Genomic DNA, 21,562 nt, shown 5'->3' on the forward strand with positions numbered 1-21,562 from the left:
TGCTCCATGATCCTTTCTAACACGAGCCGTGAAGGCTGACCCTCCACGAAAAAAGGCGCACAAAACCCCATTTTTAATTAAATAGGTCATTGTATAATACTACATTGACAATACCCGTGTCAAGAAAAATTTTTCATCGTATGAATTTTTTCGCTCAAAAACCGCATGACTTTGCCATGCGGTTCAAAGGAGCACATCGCTCACACATATTTGTTCTTCTTGCTCTCTGCCGTCAGTTCCGAGAGGCGCTGTGCAAGGATGGTATTGATGCGGTTCTGGATGGAGGTGATGAGCGGCTGTTTCTGATCGTCACTCATCGCGGACTTCTTCACCTCGGCAAGCTGTTTGTGCAGGTTCGCCAGTTCCTGATCGAGCGGGTTGTCATGGCGGCGTGCACTCTTGTCGCTCTGCTGTGCTTCATTCGCCTTTACCCAGCGACCATCCGCCGTCTGGATGAGGTGAAGAGGATCGCGCTGACGGCTGAGACGGTGAAGGAACTTGATTTCATCCGCGCCGTCCGAAAGTGCGCGGCTCATCTCTCCCTGCGTATAGCGAATCGAAGCGTTATCATTGTCGCGCATGGAATGCTGCAAGCGGTCATAGCCGTCCGCATCGTTCGTTGCCGCCTCCCAGAGTTCGCCATGTGCATAAGAGAAGTTCGCTCTCATCGCCTCATCCAAAGAATAGTGACGGCGGGTCAAGCCGCCGACAAATTCCTGATAGGCCGTGGCTGTATCATCCAGTCCTGCGTCCTTGAGCGCCGCTGTAATCTCCGCATGGTTCTTGTACGCGCCCTGTGCTGCCTTGACCCACACGTCACCCGCTTCCTTATGGCGCGCCATGAAATCCAGTTCCTTGACACCGATGTTCGCAAGTGAACCATTATACTCGTAACGAATCCGCGCGGCAAACCTCGTCGACGGCGAACTAAAATCGACTGCAACAAAGACACCCGCACGGTTTTGGAGCTCATTTGCGTACGATTTTGCCCGCGTGTACTCCTCCACCGTCGTATGTCCACGTGCAATACGCTTCCCAAGTTCCTCATCTGCATAGGCGTTGTTTGCAAGCGCCGCCATCCCCGCGAACTTCAGATTGTACTGCCGGAACGCAGATGCACCGCCCGCACGCACTTTGTCGAGGACATTTCGATACGACTCAAAGTGTTCGTCCGCCTCCGCATACAGAGGATTCTCTACACCCTTTTTCTCTGTCCAGTGCTCGGCGTAGATGTTGATGCCGAGTATCTGATCGCCCTTCCAATACAACTCGTCCGAATATGGCTCAGGCAATATGAGAACAGCGCTGTTCTTCTCCGCCGCGCGCTCCGTCAACTCTTTCTGCTTCGCACGCCACGATGTGTAGAACTCCTCCATCGAGCCTGCCTTGATCTCGCCGTCGTAGCGCTTGGTGCTGCTCATCAGACGCGCGATGTATTCGCCGTCGCTCTCATCGCGTCCGCGAGCACTGATCTCGACACGGTAGGCGGGCGCCTCCACGCGCTCCGTCTGTGCCACATCGTTTTTCTGTGCCGTGTTTGCGTTCGTCGTCTTTGCCGCCGCGTATGCAGACGGCGCTCCTCCATTCACCCGCATTGTCATAGTCAGCACTCCTTTGCCGCTTCCAAAATAATAACGATGATTAGTTATTCTCCCCCCCCCGCGTTTTTCCTGCTTTATCGGAAATTTTTCACGCAATATCCCCGCCGACGCAGACCGTTCTCGTGCCGATCTGCCCGATGTGAACGGGCAGTCCGTAGAGTGCGCTCATGCCCGCCTCGTCGATGACCTCCGCCGCCGCAAACGTGGTCGATGCCGCGCCGATCGTGAGAGCTGCGGCGAGAGCCGCGACAAGATTCTTCTTCATTGGATAAAACAGTCCTTTCCCTGCGGGGATTCCCCTCTGTCCTAAAATATATTGCTACACCGACGCAGGGAGTTCTGCTGCAGTGCCGACAAGCAATGAAACAATTACTTCGCAGGCGCTTCGCCCTTGATGACGCGCTGTGCATCTGCCTCGCTCAGATCATAGTGGAGGAAACGCTTGTAGAAGTCCACCGTCTCCTTCACGAGATCGACATCGGCAAAGAGCTTCGGCTGGATCGTCTGTGCCGCCCAGAGAAGCTGCAGCGCGGACTCGGCACTGTAGCGATCCCAGTTGAACGTGCCGACGGGGTTCGCATAGATGCGCCCGTTTTTGACCGCCTTGATGCTCGACCACTGCGGATCGTTCTTGATTGCCTCGATGCCCTTTGCGGACTGCGTACCGCCGATGATGATGATATCCGGATCCGCCTTGAGGACTTCCTCGATGGTTGTCTTGATCTGTGGTCCCTTCGCTGTGATCGCGTTACGCCCGCCGCCGTAGCGAATCCACTCGTCGATGATCGTATCCACGCCGTCCACCTTGAAGAGGTCGTCGCCGCCGACGATGTGGAGCACGACGGGGCGGTCGGCATCGCTGAGCTTCTTCGTGCGCTCATCCGTAAACTTCGTCTTCTCGTCGAGGTAGGAGAGGTACGTCTCCGCGTTCTTCACAGCATCGCCGCCGAGCACATCGCCCGTGATCTTCACTACCTTGCGCAGCCCGTCATAGGTCGCAAAGTTGACACGCACCGCCGTATAGCCGTTCTTGCGTGCCGTCTCGATCTGTTCCTTACTGCTCGCAAGCACGACCTGCGGCTTCTCCTTCTCGACCTCTTCCCAGTTCACATCCGTGCCCTTGACGGGTGCGGAGATCTCCGCAATGCGCGGATAGACCTGCGCGAACCACGGGAGCCCCTGCACGTTCTTCGTTGTCGTGACGAGCTTATCCGCGCCGCCGAGGAGCAGCACGACCTGATTGTTCGCGTGCCAGAGGTCGGCGATGCGCTCGATGTTTGCCGGGATCGTGACCTCCGTGCCGTCAATGTCCGTGACCGTGCGCGTCCTTTCCTGCTTACCCTGCGCGGCGTTCTCCGTCCCGCAGCCCACGAGTGCTGCAAGCACCATGATGAGAGCCAGCAGCGCGATGAGATTTTTCTTCATTGCATACATCCTTTCCTAAAAAACAAATATATCTTGAAGCAGTGTATCGTTTTGCCGTGCGTGCTCCACGCGAACGCTTAGTTGCGCAAGTGATCGCGTGCTCGTTCGCCTAAATACCGGCGCACTTCTTAAACGCGCTTCGCTTGAACGAAAGAAGTACGCCGGGGGCGAGTCGCCCGAGCGGTCAACGTCATCCAATCGCACTGCGCTGTCGCTTGTGTTCTTGGGACGTTTTCCCATGCGACCTGTTACCCAATCAGCTGCGTCCTGCGGACTTGCTTCTTGGACAGGTCAGTATTTACTCACTTGCTCCACTAGGGTTCGCTTTGGAGCACTGCACGGTTACAACACTACACTGCCAAATACAACAACTGCAATCTCCCTATAGTGTTGGAATCACACAGACCGTACGCTGCACATTGTTGCTGTGGAAAAGGCTCAGCTTCGTCCCGTACAGCTCCTCCAGATGCGATGCCCGCACCTCGTCCACGGATTCGTAAAAATCCATATGCGTGCCGAAACAGAGCGCGACGCGGCTGTTCAGCAGCAGTGCCTGCTCGGGCAGATGCGTTGTAAAGACCACACCGTAGCCCTTTGCACGCAGACTGTCGATTGTCTGCAGGACGAGCACCTGATTGCGCACGTCGAGTGCCGCCGTCGGCTCGTCCATAAGGATCAGCCTCGTATTTTGAAGCAGTGCGCGCCCGATGGCGACCAGCTGCCGCTGCCCGCCGCTGAGCTCCCTGCACTGGCGGTCGCGAATGTGCGCAATGCCGAGCTCCTCGAGAATCGCATCCGTCTGCGCATAGTCCGCCCTGCTCGGCGCGGAGAACATCCCCGTGCGCACCGTCGCGCCGAAGGACACATAGTCACGCACCGTAAACGAGCTCTCCGCGCTGATGATCTGCGGCACGAACGCGATCTCCCGCGCGCGCTCACGCGGCGACATCGCATAGATGTTCTGCCCGTTCGTATAGATGCGTCCCTGCGTCAGCTCCTGAAATCCCATCAGGCACGCGAGGAGCGTGGACTTGCCGACACCGTTGCGCCCGAGGAGCGCGAGCACCTCGCCGCCCTTGATTGAGAACGAGATATGCTCGAAGATGTACGGCGCGTCCGTGCGGTAGCGGAATGAACCGTCGTCGAGCCAAAGCATTGCGCGCTCCATCAGAAATACCTCCGCTGGCGATAGAGAATCCACGCAAAGAACGGTGTGCCGACAAAGCCGCAGAGAATCCCGAGCGGAACCTCCGCAGAGGTCAGCGTACGCGCGAGGAGATCGGCGAGCATCAGGAAGGACGCGGCGAGTACCGCCGTTGCGGGCAGGAGATGCGCGTGGTTGCCGCCGACGAGCATCCGCGCCAGATGCGGCAGGATGAGCCCGATCCAGCCGATCGTTCCGCTCAGGCACACCGCCGATGCTGTCAGCAGGGTTGCGAGCGCGATCACGGCAAGACGCTCGCGCTGCACATTCACGCCGAAGCTCGCCGCCTCCTGATCCGAGAGCGAAAGCACATTCATGCGCCAGCGCATCGCAAGCAGCCCCGCAAGCGTGAAGACGATGATCGGCGTGACGTAGAGCAGATTGTCCCACGAGACCTTTGCAAGGCTGCCGAGCTGCCAGTAGACAATATCCGCCAGCTCCGTATCGGGGTCGGCGAGGTATTTGAGCAGCCCGATCACCGCCGCCATAAAACCCGATACAATGATGCCGCAGAGGACAAGCACAATGCGCGAGCGGCTCTGCACGAGCTTTGGCAGCATGAGTGTCATTGTAACTGCCGCGATACCGCCGAGGAATGCCGCGACCGCCGTCCCGCCGAGCGTCAGATGCACGAGAATCGCAAGGCACGCGCCCACGCTCGCGCCCTGCGAGACACCGAGCAGATCGGGCGAGACGAGATCGTTGCGGAAGACACCCTGATACGCCGCACCCGATACCGCGAGCGCAACTCCCACGAGGATGCCGCCGAGCACGCGCGGCAGACGGATCACCATGACGACGTTATACATCGACGCATCCCACGTGATCGGAAGTTCAATAAAATTCGATGCAAGAATTGCTGCCACCTGATCGAACGGGACATAGAACCGTCCCACCGAAAGTGAGAGGACGAAAAACAGCACGGCGAGTACACTGCCCGCCGCCATCATACGTGCATATTGCCCCATAAAACCCCTTTCCCGAATTTTCCCAATAAAAATGCCCACCGAAAAAATCCGGTGAGCAATTACAGCGCACAAAAAGAGCGCAGTCCTCCCCATGCCGGTTTTCCTTTGCAATGCAGACAGAAGTCTGCGGGCAGGGAAGGACGTTTCCATACCTTCCCCCGTGATCTGCGGGATTCCGCGATCAGGCCGACGCACCATAGCATACGCCACAGGTACGGCGGCTCGAAAAACATAAATATGTATTTTTTATGAGCATAGCATGAGATTGACGTTTGAACAAGAAAAAATAGATTCTGCCCTTTACCCCAACCAGTTCATCCATCATGACAAAAACTTTGTGCCAATCGTCATCTTGCAAAATTCGATGCGCTCATGTTAGAATGGCAGTGGATTTGTTGACAGTAATTGAGGAGGTATCTTATGTTTCTGACACGATGCACACGCACGATGCGCACAGTTCTCGCGGCTGCGATGCTGGGCGTACTCGCGCTCACAAGCGGCTGTTTCAGCGGCGACGTGAACGTCGTCATCAACGAGGACGGCAGTGCCGATCTGAAGACGACGCTCGTCAGCGTGCCCATGCTCGCCGAGATTGTCGAGCAGAGCAAGGCGGCGACGACGGCGAAGAATCCGGACGCGCAGGTTACGCCCGTGACGAAGGAGAATATGGCGGGCTACGAAATCACGGAGCACTACGCAACGATCGACAAGCTCTCGGAAAATGACTTCTTCAAGGCGAACGAGGGCAAGAACACGGGCATCACCGCGAACAAGAGCCTGTTCTACACGGACTACAACTTTGACCTGCTCTTTGAGGGCAGCCAGAACGGCGGCGGCGCAGGCGCATTCGCGAGCAATATCACGTTCACCTATCAGATGACACTGCCCGTTGTGCCCACAAGCTCGAACGCCGACCGCTCGGAGAACGACGGCAAGCAGCTTACATGGAACCTCGGCAAGACGCTCGTGACGGGTGAGTCGTCGAAGATCGAGGTCGCGTTCCGCCTCTGGAACAAGACGGCAATCATCGGCACCGTCATCCTCGTCATCGTCCTCATCGGCGCAGGCGCATTCTTCATTCTCCGCAAGCGCAAGCCCGAGGAGGAGCAGCAGGTGCTCGAGGATGCACCCATCGACATTACCCCGAACGATAATAAGGACTAAACGGCGCACACAAAAGACGAGGAACTCTTGCGTTTTGCAGGAGTTCCTCGTCTTTTAATATCGTTGTCAAGGCTAATTGTAATGCCCCCAACAGGCAAAAATCAGAATTGCATAACCTTCGATCAGATCGGCAAGCCAATGCTCCTCGTCAATGTGTCGGCTCCAAAAGCTCGTCAAATTCTCTTTCAATGGTTCGGGTTTTCCGATTCCATCGAATGGATTTCACACAATATCCTTGATGAGCTGATTGAACGCTTGACCATCCTCTTATCAAGCTGTTGCCAGTATCGCTTTAACCTTTCGTCACCCGCACTGCAGGATCAGGCGGACGTTGTCGAAATTGCGCGCGGCAAGGTCCTCCTTCCGAATCCAGAAGTAAATCAGACCGCAGTCGCCGTACATGAGCTCCGTTTCATCGTCCTCGACGGTGCCCATCTGAAACAGCAGCACCCAATGATCTGCAGCATTTCTCACAAGTTCCGCTTCCTCCTCTTCGGAGAGCTCTTCCTGCACATCCACGTCAATGCCTCTGCTGTAGAGTTCGCACTCCGGCTCCATTTCATTCTGAATCTCGTCGGCATAGCCGAGCATCTTCATGTGATCATCCCCATGCAATGCAGCGTCACAGCCGAACTCCGCCCGCAGTTCGTTGTAGGTGTCCCAATCCACCTCTTTCCCGCTCCTGCGGCTGTATGCAAAAGACGACAGGAGACTGACGGCATCCGCAAAGGTCAGCGCCTGCTCGCCCACACTCCACTCCTTCGTTTCCTCCGGAATCTGTGTCGGGACAAGCCCCTCCGCCTCGGGGAAATAATAGACGCGCGCATATCCCTCAGACTTTAGTTCAAAGCCCCACTCCATTGACACGGTCTCATAGAAGAAGCTGAGCACACCTGTCTTCGGCAGGAGACCTGTACGGTCATACTGCGCGGCTTCACCAAGATTGATCTGCGCGAGAAAGGCAAGCGGGCGGTTCTTCGTCACCCCCTCGAAGTCCGTTCCCTTATAGTACGGCCAGTCAAAATCTGCGGGCAGGTCAGGCGTTCCGTAGAACTTGCTCGCGCCAACGGGGAGTTTTTCCTGTGCAGGATGATGCGAGATCGCAATCTCGCGCCGCTGTGTACGTTCAAAGAACGCCGTCACCTCACGGCGCACACGCTCGTGCTCTGCCTGAGCCTCACGCACGAGCTGCTCCACACTCATAGAGGCGGGCTCCTCCGCATACCAGCCGTGCTTGTTTTCAACCGCCTCTTGGCACCGCGCCGTCATGCCGCCGGGCTTTCCATAGAAGACGCGCTCGATCTCCGCCTTGCTTGCCGTATCCTCGTCTGCACGCTCCAAATAGCCGAGAGCCAAACGCAGAACACAGAGCTTCGGATACCGATTGATCGCATAAAAGTACAGGGCATAGCCCATGCGGTAGTTCCAGAGCGCATCACGATCGACTTCCGGAGTCTCGTTCAGTGTCTTTATCGCCTCGAAAAAGCTGCGCTCCTCTATATATTCCTGTGCTGTCTTCATGCCGCCGCCCTCTTTGCGCGCGTGTACTGCACCGCAAGAATCACGGCAAAGACAGCGAAACCGATCATGTCGGTCATGCCGCCGGGCTTAATCATGAGGAGTCCCGCAATGATGAGCAGCAGCCGTTCATAAGCACGGCAGTGGTCGGCAAGAAATCCGCAGAGTGCCGAGCTGACGGCGACCATGCCCGCGAGTGCGGTCAGCGTTGTCATGATGAGGGCGAACGGCGTCGCATCCACCATGAGAATGACAGGAGACAACACGAAGATGTACGGGATGATGAATGCCGCAACGGCAAGTTTTGACGCGTGCACCCCCGTCCTCAGCGCATTTCCTCCGCTGATGCCCGCTCCCGCGTAGGCGGCGAGAGCGACGGGCGGTGTCACGTCCGCAATGATGCCGAAGTAGAACACGAACATGTGCGCCGCAAGGATGGGAACGCCCATCTGCACGAGTGCAGGCGCAGCGATGGTCGAGGTGATGACGTAGTTCGCCGTGGTCGGCACGCCCATGCCGAGCACGATTGCCGTGATCATGGTGAAGAACATCGCGGGCAGGAGCATCCCCCCTGCCATCTCGATCAGCCCCGAGGCAAGGCGCAGCCCGACACCCGTCTTCGTGACGACACCGATAATGATGCCCGCCGCTGCGCACGCGATGAGCACGCCGAGCACCGCCTTTGCACCACGCTCGAGCCCGTAGACGATCTCGATCGGCTTCATGCGCGTAGATTTTCGCAGCATGGCACAGGTGATGGAGAGGACGATCGCGACAAGCGCCGCACGCATGGGCGTGTAGCCCGATACGAGGAGATAGACAATGACGACGAGCGGGATCGCGAGGTGCCCGCGTTCCTTGATGAGGGTCAACGAATTCGGCAGTTCGTTGCGCGGGATTCCTTTGAGGTTCTTGCGCTTCGCCTCGAAATGCACACCGAGCCACACACCCGTAAAGTAGAGGAGTGCGGGGATCGCCGCCGCCTTGACGACCTCGATGTAGGAAACGCCGACGAACTCCGCCATGAGGAATGCCGCTGCACCCATAACCGGAGGCATGAGCTGCCCGCCCGTGGAGGCCGCCGCCTCGACCGCGCCCGCGAAGTTCGGATGGTAGCCGAGCTTCTTCATCATCGGGATCGTAAGCGAACCCGTGCCGACGACGTTCGCGACGGAGCTGCCTGAGACCGTGCCCATCAGTCCGCTCGACAGCACGGCAACCTTCGCAGGGCCGCCGCTCGCCCAGCCCGCGACTGCGTTCGCGAGGTCGATGAAGAACTTGCCGAGCCCCGTACTTTCAAGGTACGCACCGAAGAGGATAAAGAGGAAGATAAAGGTCGAGGAGACACCGAGCGGAATGCCGAAGATGCCCTCTGTCGTGAAGTAGAGATGGCTGACGAGCTGCTCGATCGAGAGGCCTCGGTGTGCCAGCACACCCGGCATATAAGGTCCGAGGAAAGCGTACGCGAGGAAGAAGAGAACGACGGTCACCATCGGCAGCCCCACAACGCGCCGCGTCGCCTCAATGACGAGCAGGATACCGATGCCGCCGACGACGGCATCCGCCGTTGACACAGAGCCTGCGCGTGTCACGAGCTCACGGTACTGGATGACGATGTAGGCAGGTGCCGCCGCGCCGAGAACGGCGAAGATCACATCGATCGGGTGAAAGAAGCTGTCCCGTGTCCACGCGCGCCGAAAGGGATAGAGGAGATAGGCGAGCGCAAGTCCGAAGCCGAGGTGGACGGCACGCTGGAGCTGCGCGTCGAGGATGCCGAAGGTTGCCGTATAGAGCTGGAAAACGGAAAATGTGATGGCAATCGCGGCGACGATTTTCTTCGGCAGGCCTGCGTAGTGGACGGTGTTTGATTCGCGGTCGTATTTTTTGAGGACTGCTTCGGCAGTCTTGTGATCGGTCATAGAGAGTTCACATCCTTTGACGAAAGTGTCTTTATATTTCGCAAAAACAGGACAAAAGAAATATGAGGCCACCGATTGGCGGCCTCGGATTATCTCACAGAAAATACGTGTAAAGCGGCGCAACGACGAGGTCGATACGCGTGCCGACAGGGTACATCTCGTAGGCCGGGATGGTCTTCCCCCCCGCCGTGATGGTGAGCTCCGTGCCGACGCCCGTGCGGAGGCTCAGGTTCGCATAGTCGCGATCCATATCGAGGACGAAGCAGTCCCCCTCCTGTCGGAACGCCCCTTCCTCTGGGAGAAAGGGCAGCCCCACGCCGTGCGATTGATAGCGCGTGCCCGTCAGATGGAAATGCCCGTCCGCATGCACGGTCAGGAACTCCTCGACGGGGGTTTTCTGCACAGAATGGATGAAGTGGATCGTCAGCGGAATTTCATCCCCAATCTGCCGCACAAGGACGATCTTTGTCCCGTCCGCATGCAGCAGGAGCGCCGGCGCACTCAGGATGTCAAACGCAACAAGAAGCACCGCCGCCGCAAGGGCGATCAGATACGCTCTCATTTCTCGTTAAAGTACTTCTCCGCACCCGCGTTCATCGGCAGGGACATCCCCGCCTTCGCCGTGTCCTTCGTAATCTGCTTGCCGACAGCATGCGCAGCCTGCAGACGGTCGAGGTTCGAGAAGATCGCCTTCGTGATGCTGTAGCCGAGGTCGGCATTCACTGAGGGTCCCGCGACGAGCATCGCCATGACGGAGACACTCGGAACAGCCTCATCAAAGCCCGCATACGTTCCTGCGGGGATGACGGTCTTCGTGTAGAACGGATACTGCGCGATCAGCCCGTCCGCAATTTTTTCCTCCACGGGGAGCAGACGCACGGGGTTCTGAGAAGCGATGTCCTGCACCGATGCGGTTGGGTAGCCCGCCGTGAGGACGGCGACATCCACGTTGCCGTCCTTCAGCGCACTTGCGCCCTCGGCAAACGAGAGGAACTGCGCGTCGATATCGTCATAGCTGACGCCGTATGCTGCGAGAATCTGGCGCACATTCGCCTCTACGCCCGAGCCTGCAGCTCCTACGGCAACACGCTTGCCCTTGAGCTCTGAGAGACTCTTGATGCCGGAGGACTGGAGCGTCACAAACTGGCAGGTCTCCGGATAGAGCGAGGCGATGCCCTGCAGTCCGTCCACCTTCTTGTCCTTGAACATCTCCGTACCGTTCACCGCGTAGTAGGTGATGTCGTTCTGCACCGTCGCAAGGTCGACCGCACCATCACGCAGCATATTGATGTTCGCAACCGACGCACCCGTGCTCTGTGCACTCGCGTTCATGCCCGGGATGTCCTTGTTCAGCACCTCGGCAATCGCGCCGCCGATGGGGTAGTACGTACCTGCCGTGCCGCCTGTTCCGATGTTGAGGAACTTCTTGTCTCCCGACGATGCGGAGTCGCCGCCGCAGCCGGTGAGAAGCGCGGCAGAGAATACAAGGACCGCGCCTGCCGCAAGAATTTTCTTTACGGTAGAGATATTCATGTTCTTTCCCTCCATTATACAATAGAAAAGTTCTCGAACTATCGTCGCATGCGGCGATAATAAACGTATCTTATCATAAAAAGCCCTCCGTACGCAAGCGGAGGGCTTCTTGTATGATGGTATACACGCGTATACAGGAGCACTGCGGCATCGTCATCGGAACACGCGCGTCAAATCCGCACTCACTTTCCGCTGAAATACTTCTCCGCGCCCTCGTTCATCGGCAGCGACATGCCGCTCTTTGCCGTCTCCTTGGAGATCTGCTTGCCGACGGCATGCGCCGCCTGCAGCCGGTCGAGATTCGTGAAGATCGCCTTCGTCACGCTATAGCCGAGGTCGGCGTTCACCGTGGGTCCCGCGACGAGCATCGCCATAACGGAGACGCCCGGCACCGCCTCATCAAAGCCCGCATAGGTCCCTGCGGGAATGACGGTCTTCGTGTAGAACGGATACTTCGCCGTCAGGCGGTCTGCAATATTTTCGTCCACAGGGAGGAGCCGAATCGGATTCTGTGCGGCGATGTCCTGCACAGACGCCGTCGGATAGCCCGCGGTGAGAACGGCGACATCCACATTGCCGTCCTTCAGCGCGCTTGCCCCCTCAGCGAACGAGAGGAACTGTTCGTCGATATCGTCATAGGTAATACCATACGCCTCGAGAATCTGGCGTGCATTCGCCTCCACACCGGAGCCTACTGCGCCGACGGCAACACGCTTCCCCTTGAGCTCTGAGAGGCTCTTGATCCCAGAGGACTTCAGCGTCACGAACTGGCAGGTCTCGGGATAGAGCGAGGCGATGCCCTGCAGCCCGTCGATCTTCTTGTCCTTGAACATCTCCGTTCCGTTCGCGGCATAATACGCAATGTCGTTCTGCACCGTCGCGAGATCGATCTCGCCGTCGCCAAGCATATTGACATTGGCAACGGAGGCTCCCGTGCTCTGCGCGCTCGCACTCATGCCCGGAATCTCCTTGTTCAAGACTTCCGCAATAGCACCGCCGATTGGATAGTACGTCCCCGCCGTGCCGCCCGTACCGATGTTGAGGAACGTCTTCCCCTCCACGTCGGAGTTGCCGTTGCACCCTGTGAAGAGCAGCGCTGCGGCTGCAAGGACTGCGCCTGCCGCAAAAACTTTCTTTACGGTAGAAATCTTCATGATCCACTCCTCCTGCCGATACTTCCAACAGTTCTCGAAATCATCCCGCAATTCTGGGATTTGTCTATATTTTATCACAAAAAAGCCCATACGCGCAAGGTATGAGCTTTATGATTTTTATGTATAAAATTGTGCACCAAATCGGTCTAGTTCTTCACAATCTCCGTCGTCTCACCGTTCGCCTTTGCACGTGCGATGCACTCCTTCAGACGTGCGATGTTCTTGACATGGAGGTCAATGGCAAAGCGGATGCGCTTCTTCTCCTCCTCCGTAAACTCCGGCTTCTCGTAGGCGATGCGGATGCGCGCAAGGCGCTCCTCCACATCGCGCAGCTCGTCCTCCATCGGGCGCACGTGCATGAGTGCACAGCCATACACCGCGCGCATAGCGTCTTCGACGTACTGTGCGTATCCCGGCTCACCCGAGGCTTTCTCAAGCCACTGCGCAACGTGAAAAATCACATCGTAGGGCGACTCGCCGCCATGAATCATGGAGACGATCTCCATCTTCACCTGCTGCTCACGCCCGTGCGGCTGGCGGACGAGATCCTCCTCCGCCATCAAATGACCTTCTCGCCGTGAAAGCGCTCGCCGCCGATCTCGGGATAGACACCGTACTCCACTGCCCACTCACATTTGTACTTGAGCGCCTGCGCATGGATGGTCGCGACGCGGTCGATATTCTCACGCACGATCTTCGCGGGAACCCCTGCGACGAGGGAGTTCGGCGGGATGACGGCATTCTCCTTCACGACAGCACCCGCCGCGACAATGGAACCGCGCCCAATCTTTGCGCCCGTCAGGACAATCGCGCCCATGCCGATGAGGACGTGATCCTCGATCTCACAGCCGTGGATGCACGCGCTGTGGCCAACGGTCACGTAGTCCCCAATGATGCACGGGTTGTCGTCCGCGACGTGCAGACAGGTGAGATCCTGAATATTCGAGCAGTCACCGACGGAGATGTAGTTCACATCACCGCGCGCGACCACGCCCGGCCAGAGACTCGCATACTGTCCGATGCGTACATCGCCCGAGAGGAATACCTGCGGAGCGACGAACGCCTCCTCGTGAATCTGCGGCGTGATGCCGTGAAAACTGGGAAATCCGTCCCCTTTGAATGTAAACATATATAGATCCTTTCTAAAGGAATCAACCTCTTGCCTCAAAGGCTTCGCCGGACTGCGCCGTATGGTAATAGCGACGGGCGGCAGTGAGGATCTCGGCAGGGCTCGGCGTGAGTGCACGCGCGGGAGTGCCTTCCGCCTCCGTGCGCTGGATGCGGCGCACGCCGTGTTCCTCCTCCTCCGCCGCATCCAGCGCTGTGTTCGGGAGGTTCTTATACTCCTCGGAGTTCGCAAACTCCATCCACTCGCGCTGCAGCGCACGCAGGAGATAGACCTTCTCGTTGTCGAGCGGCGTGAGCTTTCCAGACTCCTGCGCCTGCCGCAGCATGTCGTCCATCTCCTCGCGCGAGAGTACACGGCGGTTGCCGTATTGATCGCGCGTCGAGGGACCGGGCTGGAAGCCCTCCTTCTCCGCATTTCCTTCCGCGTGCCCGCTATGTGCGGCGTCCATATGCTCCGCTGTATGCGCCCCGCCGCTCTGCGCGGGTACATCACCGGGCGATGCGCTCTGCATCTCGCCCGCCGCCGGTGCGGCATCGCCGCTGTCCGCCGCAGGAGCATCGAGTGCGTCCCCCATGCCGCCGCCTGCGGTCATAGCAGAGGAGGCTGCCCCCTCAGAGGAACCGCTGCCCATGCCGTGCAGCGAGGGAGTCTCACCGCCGCCCTTCTGCATCTCCGAGAGCACCGAGATGTTTGCCTGCGCGACTGCACGCTGCGCCTCCTCCTTCGTCTTGGCACGCTTCAGCGCACGTGCCAGCATCTCGCGCCGTTCCTCGATCCGCACCACCTTCTCATAGAGATCGGGGTTGTTCTCTTTCAGATACCTCATATCGACGGCAGAGAGCTTCTGCCCCTGCCGCAGCTTCTGACGAATCTGCATCTCGCGGTTTGCGTCGGATTTTTCCCGCGTCTGCTGCAGTTCGCTTGACTTTACCTTGCCCGGCTGCACAGGCGCTCCCATTGCCTCCGCGAGACTCTTGCCTGTCTTTATGCGATACTTCATCTCACGCCTGAGATTCTTCAGCTGCGCATACTCTCCGATCCTTCCGATTCCCTCGAAAATCGCCATGTCATTACCTCCGTGTAATGCAAATCCATACCATATTATTGTAATCGTCAAATCTTCCCGTCTTCAAAAGTATTCTACCGCATTTTGGACAAAAAGAAAAGCTGGTGAATGCACCAGCTTCGATTTCCTGCCGTCATTTGGTCGTCTATGCACAATATATATCAAAGATTCCGTCGTGCAGACACTAATCACCCCGCCAAGTCCCGAGGTGCTCCCTCACCAAGGCCGGCTAATCGTTCCAAAAGTGCGTGCACCGCCCCCGTCGTCCACAGCGAACGCCCGGTGCATCGTGCAGGCAGGAAATTTATGGATGTAAATTTATCATATTCCCTGCCTCATTGCAATAGCCTGTGTCTGGTTTAGAAAAAATTTTTCTCATTCTAAAAAAAGGGATTGACAAGTTGTCCCATCAAGCGCAAAATATTTACGCACATATATAATGTCACAGTGCGTGAGAACACGCAGGAATGTGACCGAGGGAAGGAAACGAGGAGGATTTTTATGGGACAGCGAATGCCCATCGGGCTGCAGCTCACAGGGCTGGTCGGCAGCGTCATCGCACTGATGATCGTGCTGCTTGCCGTCGTGCTCTATGAGTTCAAGACATCGAGTGCAGACTATCAGCATCTGCTCTCCGTCACGGTCAAGAACAGCATCACACTGCTCGAGGCGGAGGATGACTTCCATCAGGGGCTGAGCGAGCTGCGCGGCTACATCATCACGCGCGATCCGAGCCGTGCGGCGGATACGGAGAACGCACTCAAGAAGGCGGACACGAATCTCAGCACGTTTGCCGACCATGCGGTCAATGCCGATGCGAAGGCACGCGGCGAGGAACTGCGCAAGGCGGTACACGACTATACAGGGAAGACGAAGGATATCATCGATCTTTACCAGCGCAACGACATGGAGGCGGCGACGGCAGCAGCCACGGAACTCCGCAAAAAGACGGACGAGATCGACGCCCTCTTTAACAAAGCGGCAGAGATCCAGACCACCGTACAGGAGCAGCAGCTTGAGAAGCTGAACAGCAACGTCGATCACATCTTTATCATCGTGCTCGTCATCAGCATTGTCGGCATCATCGGCATCGGTGTCGCCGCCACATGGTATGCACGAAAACTTGCAGGCCGCCTCGTCAAGCTGCGCGGCGAAGTCGGAAAGCTCGGCAAGCTCGACCTCTCCTTCCAGGGCTCGCGTGCTACGTGGAACGACGAGATCGGCGATATGGCAAACGAGCTGCTCGAGATGAAGGATGCGCTTCACCACATCGTCCGCTCCATCCAGACGGAAGCGGACAATCTCTCCAAGTCAAGCAACGACCTCTCGAACTCCGTCCAGTCACAGATGCAGGTCTCCGAGAGCATCGCCCATACGATCACGGATGTCGCCTCCGATGCGGTACACAACAACACCAGCATCGGCGAGATCACATCTGCCATCGAGCAGGTCAGTGCACGCACTGAGGAGATGAGTGCAAGCGGCGTCCATGCAAACCAGACAGCAAGCGACGCCGTGGACGACGCGAACCAGGGCATGAAGTATATTCACCAACTTGTCCAGCAGAATGATACCGTCGGCGACGCCATGACGGAGATCTCGCAGGTCTCGGAGAAGCTCGTCACGGGATCCGATGCCATCAAGAACGTCGTCACAACCATTCGCGAAATCGCAGGTCAGACGAATCTCCTCGCGCTCAACGCCGCCATCGAGGCAGCGCGCGCAGGTGAGGCGGGGCGCGGCTTTGCCGTCGTCGCCGAGGAGGTCAGGAAGCTCGCCGAGCAGAGTTCTGCTGCGACGAACGAGATCGAACAGACCATCACCCATATGATCGAGAGCATCCAGGTCGCTGCAGGCGCCATCGAGAGCGCCGAGGAGAAAGTTGCGGCGAGCAAGGAGGTCACAGTGGAGACGGAGAAGAGCTTCGACTCCATCCAGAAGCGTCTCGACGAAGTCCAAAACAGCATCGCACACATCAGTCAGGCAGTCGACCACACTGCGAACGATATGCAGGATGTCGTCGGCAACGTCCAGAGCATCAGCTCTGTCGCCGAGAAGACCGGGGCAAACGCCGAGACCGTCGCTGCCGCCTCCGAGGAGCAGAGCGCAAGCCTGCACGACGTGAGCGACAATGCCGAGTCCCTCGCACAGACCGCCGCGAAGCTCAACGACATCACGTCGAAGTTTAAGCTGTAAGCTATCCTTCAAAGAACCCCGAAGTGGTCGCTTCGGGGTTTTTGCTTGCAAAAATAAAAATACTACCTATTGACAATCTCTTCCTCCCCTATTATAATCAAACACATGAATAGTTGCTCATATGTTATTTGAATAAAGGAGCGGATTTCCATGAAAAAGGCATTCAAGTTTCGTGACATCGACTGCGCCCAGTGCGCTCAGAAGATTGAGGATGCTGCGGCAAAGATCGAGGGCGTGAACAAGGTTCGCATCAACTTCCTCAGCGAGCGCATGACGCTCGACGCAGACGACGCACGCTTTGACGAGATCATTGCAGAGATCAAGAAGGTTGCCAAGACCATCGAGCCGGACGCAGTGCTCGAGGCGTAACGCGAGGGAATCCTCATGACGAAGAAACAGAAGCGCATGCTCATGCGCATCGGAGGAGCGGCAGCACTCTTCATATCGGGAATGGTCCTCGAAGACATTACCGTCGGTGTCGTACTCCTCCTCGCAGCCTACGCTCTCATCAGCTGGGACATCCTCTGGCGTGCGGCGGCAAATATTCGCCAGAGACGCGTCTTTGACGAGAACTTCCTCATAGCAGTCGCCACCCTCGGTGCGATCGCCCTCGGCGACTACTCCGAGGGCGTTGCCGTCATGCTGCTTTACCAGATCGGCGAGGGGTTCCAGGGCTATGCCGTTCAGCGTTCGCGCCGCTCCATCTCCTCCCTCATGGACATTCGTCCCGACACGGCGTGTGTTCTGCGCGACGGTGCGGAGGAGGAGGTATTCCCCGACGAGGTCGAGGTCGGCGAGACGATCATCGTCCGCCCGGGCGAGCGTGTCCCGCTTGACGGCATCATCACGAAGGGAGAGGGACACCTCGACACCTCCGCTCTGACAGGCGAATCCATGCCGCGTGTGGTGCGTGCAAACGACGAGATCATCAGCGGCTGCATCAACCAGTCGGGTGTCCTTGAGGTGCGCGTCACAACCCCGTACGAGGAATCGACCGTCGAGCGCATCCTGTCGCTCGTGGAGGAGGCGACGGACAAGAAGGCGACTACCGAGGCATTCATCACGCGCTTTGCCCGCTGGTACACCCCCGCCGTCGTCATCGGTGCGGTACTCCTCGCACTGGTCCCGCCGCTCGTCACGGGCGATCCGTTTGGCATGTGGATCTACCGTGCACTCACCTTCCTCGTCATCTCCTGCCCGTGCGCTCTCGTCATCTCCGTGCCGCTCTCCTTCTTTGCAGGGATTGGCGGCGCGAGCCGTGTCGGCATCCTTATCAAGGGCGGCAACTACCTGGAGGCACTGGCAAAGGCGGACACCGTTGTATTTGACAAGACCGGTACGCTCACGAAGGGCAGCTTCCACGTCGCGAGCGTCATTCCCGCCGAGGGGTTCGCTGAGGAGGACGTGCTCTTCTACGCGGCAAACGCCGAACGCTACTCCACCCATCCCATCGGGCGCTCCATCCTGCGCGCCTTCACGGGCGGTGGCGGTACGACCGAGGATACGGACGTGCATGCGATGGAGGAAAACGCAGGACGCGGCATCTCCGCGCACATCAATGGACATTTCATCCTGTTTGGCACGCATGACTTCCTCACAGCAAAGAAAACGATAAACATCCCACCTGTCCCGCACACGGGTGCGGTCTATCTCTCCATTGACGGGTGCTTCGCAGGAGTGGTGCATGTCGCGGACGAGATCAAGGAGGACGCGGCGGAGGCAGTCCGTGCCCTAAAGGAGCGCGGCATCCGCGAGACGGTCATGCTCACGGGCGACTCGCGCCCAATCGGCATGAGCGTTGGAAAGAGCCTCGGCATTGATACCATCCATGCCGAGCTTCTCCCGCAGGACAAGGTCGCACAGGTCGAGACACGTATTGCTGCACAGCAGAATGGCAAGACCCTCGCCTACGTCGGCGACGGCATCAACGACGCGCCTGTTCTCGCACGCGCCGATGTCGGCATCGCCATGGGCGCACTTGGCTCGGATGCGGCAATCGAGGCAGCGGATGTCGTTCTCATGACCGACGAGCCGCGAAAGATCGCGACGGCCATTGACATCGCACGCAAGACCATGCGCATCGCGTGGCAGAACATCATCTTTGCCATCGGCATCAAGGGCATCGTCCTCGTCCTCGGCGCACTTGGCTACGCAGGACTCTGGGCGGCGATCTTCGCCGATGTCGGTGTCACCGTGCTCGCCATCCTCAACGCCATGCGCGCACTGCATGTAAAGGAATATTGACGCACACAAAAGCCCCCGACCGACATCGGGGGCTTTCGTCTATTCTGTTATGCCTCGCCGCGTCGTCCGTGGTACAGACACCACGGCTCCTCCGCCATGAAGTCGCCGCCATGGTAGTACGCCGCACGCGCACGGCAGCCGCCGCAGGACTTCTTGTAGCTGCACGAGCCGCACCCACCGCCGTAGTCGAGTGTGCGCAGCTCCTGGAACACCTCATTCTTCGCCCAGATCTCATCAAACGGCGTCTCGCGCACATCCCCCAGCTCACGGTTGAGGTACGCACACGGCTGCACCTTGCCGCGCGGACTGATGATGCAGTACGTCAGCCCCGCCAGACACCCGCGCGTAAAGCGCGTATCCACGCCGAGCTGATCGGCGATGCGCAGGAACTGCGGCGCACAGGTCGGCTTCAGCTCGATGTCCACCGTCTCCTGCTTCCTCATAATGCGCGAGAGCACATCCTCATACGCCTCCGCGCGCAGCGACTCCTCCTCGATCGTCTCCGCGCGTCCCGTCGGCACGAGGAAGAAGAAATGATGCGCCTTCGCGCCGATCTCCACAGCGAAGTCCGTCATCGCCTCAAGCTCGTGCGCGTTCCAATCCATCACCGTCGTATGGATCTGGAACGGCAGCCCCGCCTCACGGCAGTTCATCATGCCGCGCACCGCGCCGTCCCAGCCGCCGGGGAACGAGCGGAACGTATCATGCTTCGTCTTATCCATCGAGTCGAGCGAGATGCCCATCCCGCATGCGCCCGCTTCCTTCAGTGCCTTTGCCATCGGCAGGTCGATCAGCGTCCCGTTCGTGCCGAACACGGGGATCAGCCCGAGCCCGCGCGCGTAGGAAACAAGCTCGAGGATATCGGGGCGCGTCAGCGGCTCGCCGCCCGAGAAAATCATGATGCGGAAGCCCGCCTTCGCGATCTCGCGCAGGAGCTTCTTGCCCTCCTCCGTCGAGAGTTCCTCATCCGCGCGGCAGCCCGCGTCGCGGTAGCAGTGGGCACAGTACATATTGCATGCGTTCGTCGTGTTCCACGAGATGATCTTCACCCCGCCGCCCGCAACGCCCTGCGGATGGCTCTTCGGCATGCCGTGCGGATGTCCGCCTGGATGCCCGCCCATATGCGCGTGGGGATGCCCTGCACCCGCAGTGTGTCCCGCCACGTGCGGATGCGCCCCCATCGGGCCCTGTGCGCCGTGCGCCGCCTCCATCGCCGCGCTCACAGTGCCGCCCCCCGCACACCGATCTCCTCGTCCGTCAGATAGCAGGATGGATCGGACTCCCAGAAGTCCCCCGTCCGCGCCTCGGCACGCGTGCGGAAATTCCCGTTGCACCAGCTGAGGTACTGACATTTCGCGCAGCGTCCCTTGAGCAGCGGCTTCCTGTCCTTCAGCCCCGCGAGGATCGGATGCGTCATATCCTGCCAGATATCGCCGAACTTCCGTTCACGCACATTGCCGAACGTATGGTGCTGTGTGAACTGATCGGGATGCACATAGCCGAGGTGATCGACCTCGCCGAACGCGATGCCCGAGCGGTTGCCGCCGTTCGCGCCGATCAGCTTCTTGATCTGCTCCGCCCCTGCATCGTTTCCCTCCGCGAGCGCCTTCAGATACATATAGACCCCGTCGCAGTGGTTGTCCACCGTCAGAATCTCCTTTTTCAGGCCGCGTGCCTCGAAGTCCTTCGTCCGTGCGATGATCGTATCCATCGCGCGGCGCGACTCCTCCGCCGTCACATCCTCATCCATCATCTGTCCGCCGCGCCCCGAATAGACGAGGTGGTAGAAGCAGACACGGTTGATGCCCTTCTCCTCGATAAAGTCAAAGATCTTATCGAGCTCCATGATATTGTGGTGGTTGATCGTAAAGCGCAGCCCCACGCGCTGCCCCACGGCGACGCAGTTCTCGATCCCCTCCATCGCACGCTGATACGCGCCCTCGACCCCACGGAACATATCGTTCACGTCCGCAAGCCCGTCGAGCGAGATGCCGACGTAGCCAACACCGAGATCCTTGATCCGCTGTGCCACCTCACGCGTGATGAGCGTCCCGTTCGTCGAGAGTGTCGGGCGCACGCCTTTGTCCCGCGCATACTCCGCCAGCTCAAAGAAATCGGGGCGGATCAGCGGCTCACCGCCCGAGAAGAGAAGCACGGGCACGCGGAACTCCGCCAGTCCGTCGATAAAGCGCTTTGCCTCCTCTGTCGTCAGCTCGCCCTCGTACTTCTGCCCGTCCGAGGACATATAGCAGTGGCGGCAGCGGAGGTTGCACGTACGCGTCGAGTTCCAGACCACCACAGGCCCCATCCCCTCCGCAGCACCGCTCTTCATGCGGTGTGCGTTATGCCCGTAGCGCAGCGCGTCGCCGTAGTATTCATCCATAAAAAGAAGCTTCGTCACACTGATCATAAGGGTCTCCTAAATACACAAAAATCCCAAA

20 protein-coding genes and 1 riboswitch are annotated in these 21,562 nt (G+C 58.6%); of the genes, 4 read left to right on the plus strand and 16 right to left on the minus strand.

The window, feature by feature from the left end; all coding sequences use genetic code 11:
* Nucleotides 1–200 precede the first annotated feature (200 nt).
* The 5 genes from BCS37_RS10265 to BCS37_RS10280 form a co-directional block, all read right to left on the minus strand.
* Entirely contained in the window at nt 201–1,601 is a 1,401-nt protein-coding gene (locus BCS37_RS10265) for a hypothetical protein (RefSeq protein ID WP_069181340.1), read from the minus strand.
* 88 nt (nt 1,602–1,689) lie between these two features.
* Nucleotides 1,690–1,866: a hypothetical protein gene (locus BCS37_RS12285; protein ID WP_237142707.1), complete on the minus strand. Its 177-nt coding sequence runs from the start codon at nt 1,864–1,866 to the stop codon at nt 1,690–1,692.
* 104 nt (nt 1,867–1,970) lie between these two features.
* On the minus strand, nt 1,971–3,026 hold the full coding sequence (locus BCS37_RS10270; RefSeq protein ID WP_069181341.1) for an ABC transporter substrate-binding protein: 1,056 nt from the start codon (nt 3,024–3,026) through the stop codon (nt 1,971–1,973).
* 382 nt (nt 3,027–3,408) lie between these two features.
* The gene (locus tag BCS37_RS10275) at nt 3,409–4,194 is read right to left on the minus strand and encodes an ABC transporter ATP-binding protein (RefSeq protein ID WP_069181342.1); all 786 of its coding nucleotides are present in this window, start codon (nt 4,192–4,194) and stop codon (nt 3,409–3,411) included.
* A complete protein-coding gene (locus BCS37_RS10280; protein WP_069181343.1) occupies nt 4,194–5,198 on the minus strand; it encodes a FecCD family ABC transporter permease in 1,005 nt (334 codons plus the stop codon). Before BCS37_RS10280 ends, BCS37_RS10275 begins: the two co-directional genes overlap by 1 nt.
* Before the next feature lie 84 nt (nt 5,199–5,282).
* Nucleotides 5,283–5,438, minus strand: a riboswitch (molybdenum cofactor riboswitch).
* A gap of 180 nt (nt 5,439–5,618) precedes the next feature.
* Here BCS37_RS10280 and BCS37_RS10285 point away from each other — a divergent pair.
* A complete protein-coding gene (locus BCS37_RS10285; RefSeq protein WP_069181344.1) occupies nt 5,619–6,362 on the plus strand; it encodes a hypothetical protein in 744 nt (247 codons plus the stop codon).
* A gap of 72 nt (nt 6,363–6,434) precedes the next feature.
* Here the strand turns inward: BCS37_RS10285 and BCS37_RS12290 are convergent, their stop codons facing one another.
* From BCS37_RS12290 to BCS37_RS10325, 9 genes are all read right to left on the minus strand, one after another.
* Nucleotides 6,435–6,551 carry a hypothetical protein gene (locus BCS37_RS12290; protein ID WP_335678276.1) on the minus strand — a complete coding sequence of 39 codons (117 nt, stop codon included), beginning with the start codon at nt 6,549–6,551 and terminating at the stop codon, nt 6,435–6,437.
* Between the two features lie 114 nt (nt 6,552–6,665).
* Nucleotides 6,666–7,883, minus strand: coding sequence for a YwqG family protein (locus BCS37_RS10290; protein ID WP_069181345.1), 1,218 nt, complete (start codon nt 7,881–7,883; stop codon nt 6,666–6,668).
* Complete coding sequence (locus BCS37_RS10295) at nt 7,880–9,799, minus strand: TRAP transporter permease (protein WP_069181346.1); 1,920 nt, start codon at nt 9,797–9,799, stop codon at nt 7,880–7,882. Before BCS37_RS10295 ends, BCS37_RS10290 begins: the two co-directional genes overlap by 4 nt.
* A gap of 94 nt (nt 9,800–9,893) precedes the next feature.
* On the minus strand, nt 9,894–10,361 hold the full coding sequence (locus tag BCS37_RS10300; protein ID WP_069181347.1) for a DUF1850 domain-containing protein: 468 nt from the start codon (nt 10,359–10,361) through the stop codon (nt 9,894–9,896).
* Nucleotides 10,358–11,332, minus strand: coding sequence for a TAXI family TRAP transporter solute-binding subunit (locus tag BCS37_RS10305; RefSeq protein ID WP_069181348.1), 975 nt, complete (start codon nt 11,330–11,332; stop codon nt 10,358–10,360). The genes BCS37_RS10300 and BCS37_RS10305 overlap by 4 nt, the downstream gene beginning before the upstream one ends.
* 182 nt (nt 11,333–11,514) lie before the next feature.
* Nucleotides 11,515–12,486 (minus strand): TAXI family TRAP transporter solute-binding subunit, encoded by a 972-nt coding sequence (locus BCS37_RS10310; RefSeq protein WP_069181349.1) that lies wholly within the window; start codon nt 12,484–12,486, stop codon nt 11,515–11,517.
* Nucleotides 12,487–12,632: 146 nt separating this feature from the next.
* Entirely contained in the window at nt 12,633–13,046 is a 414-nt protein-coding gene (locus BCS37_RS10315; RefSeq protein ID WP_069181350.1) for a hypothetical protein, read from the minus strand.
* Nucleotides 13,046–13,615, minus strand: coding sequence for a gamma carbonic anhydrase family protein (locus tag BCS37_RS10320; RefSeq protein WP_069181351.1), 570 nt, complete (start codon nt 13,613–13,615; stop codon nt 13,046–13,048). Before BCS37_RS10320 ends, BCS37_RS10315 begins: the two co-directional genes overlap by 1 nt.
* Nucleotides 13,616–13,637: 22 nt before the next feature.
* Nucleotides 13,638–14,681 carry a hypothetical protein gene (locus tag BCS37_RS10325; protein WP_069181352.1) on the minus strand — a complete coding sequence of 348 codons (1,044 nt, stop codon included), beginning with the start codon at nt 14,679–14,681 and terminating at the stop codon, nt 13,638–13,640.
* Nucleotides 14,682–15,182: 501 nt separating this feature from the next.
* On the opposite strand from BCS37_RS10325, the gene BCS37_RS10330 reads away from it, so the two are divergent.
* From BCS37_RS10330 to BCS37_RS10340, 3 genes are all read left to right on the plus strand, one after another.
* On the plus strand, nt 15,183–16,877 hold the full coding sequence (locus tag BCS37_RS10330; protein ID WP_069181353.1) for a methyl-accepting chemotaxis protein: 1,695 nt from the start codon (nt 15,183–15,185) through the stop codon (nt 16,875–16,877).
* Between the two features lie 150 nt (nt 16,878–17,027).
* Nucleotides 17,028–17,246 carry a cation transporter gene (locus BCS37_RS10335; RefSeq protein WP_069181354.1) on the plus strand — a complete coding sequence of 73 codons (219 nt, stop codon included), beginning with the start codon at nt 17,028–17,030 and terminating at the stop codon, nt 17,244–17,246.
* 15 nt (nt 17,247–17,261) lie between these two features.
* Nucleotides 17,262–19,121 carry a heavy metal translocating P-type ATPase gene (locus BCS37_RS10340; protein WP_069181355.1) on the plus strand — a complete coding sequence of 620 codons (1,860 nt, stop codon included), beginning with the start codon at nt 17,262–17,264 and terminating at the stop codon, nt 19,119–19,121.
* Between the two features lie 47 nt (nt 19,122–19,168).
* Here the strand turns inward: BCS37_RS10340 and nirJ2 are convergent, their stop codons facing one another.
* A complete protein-coding gene (nirJ2, locus tag BCS37_RS10345; RefSeq protein WP_173862620.1) occupies nt 19,169–20,332 on the minus strand; it encodes a putative heme d1 biosynthesis radical SAM protein NirJ2 in 1,164 nt (387 codons plus the stop codon).
* Between the two features lie 8 nt (nt 20,333–20,340).
* A complete protein-coding gene (gene nirJ1 / locus BCS37_RS10350; protein ID WP_069181356.1) occupies nt 20,341–21,531 on the minus strand; it encodes a putative heme d1 biosynthesis radical SAM protein NirJ1 in 1,191 nt (396 codons plus the stop codon).
* Nucleotides 21,532–21,562: the final 31 nt, after the last annotated feature.

It is taken from the genome of Selenomonas sp. oral taxon 920 (assembly GCF_001717585.1).
In the GTDB taxonomy this organism is placed as follows: Bacteria; Bacillota; Negativicutes; order Selenomonadales; family Selenomonadaceae; genus Centipeda.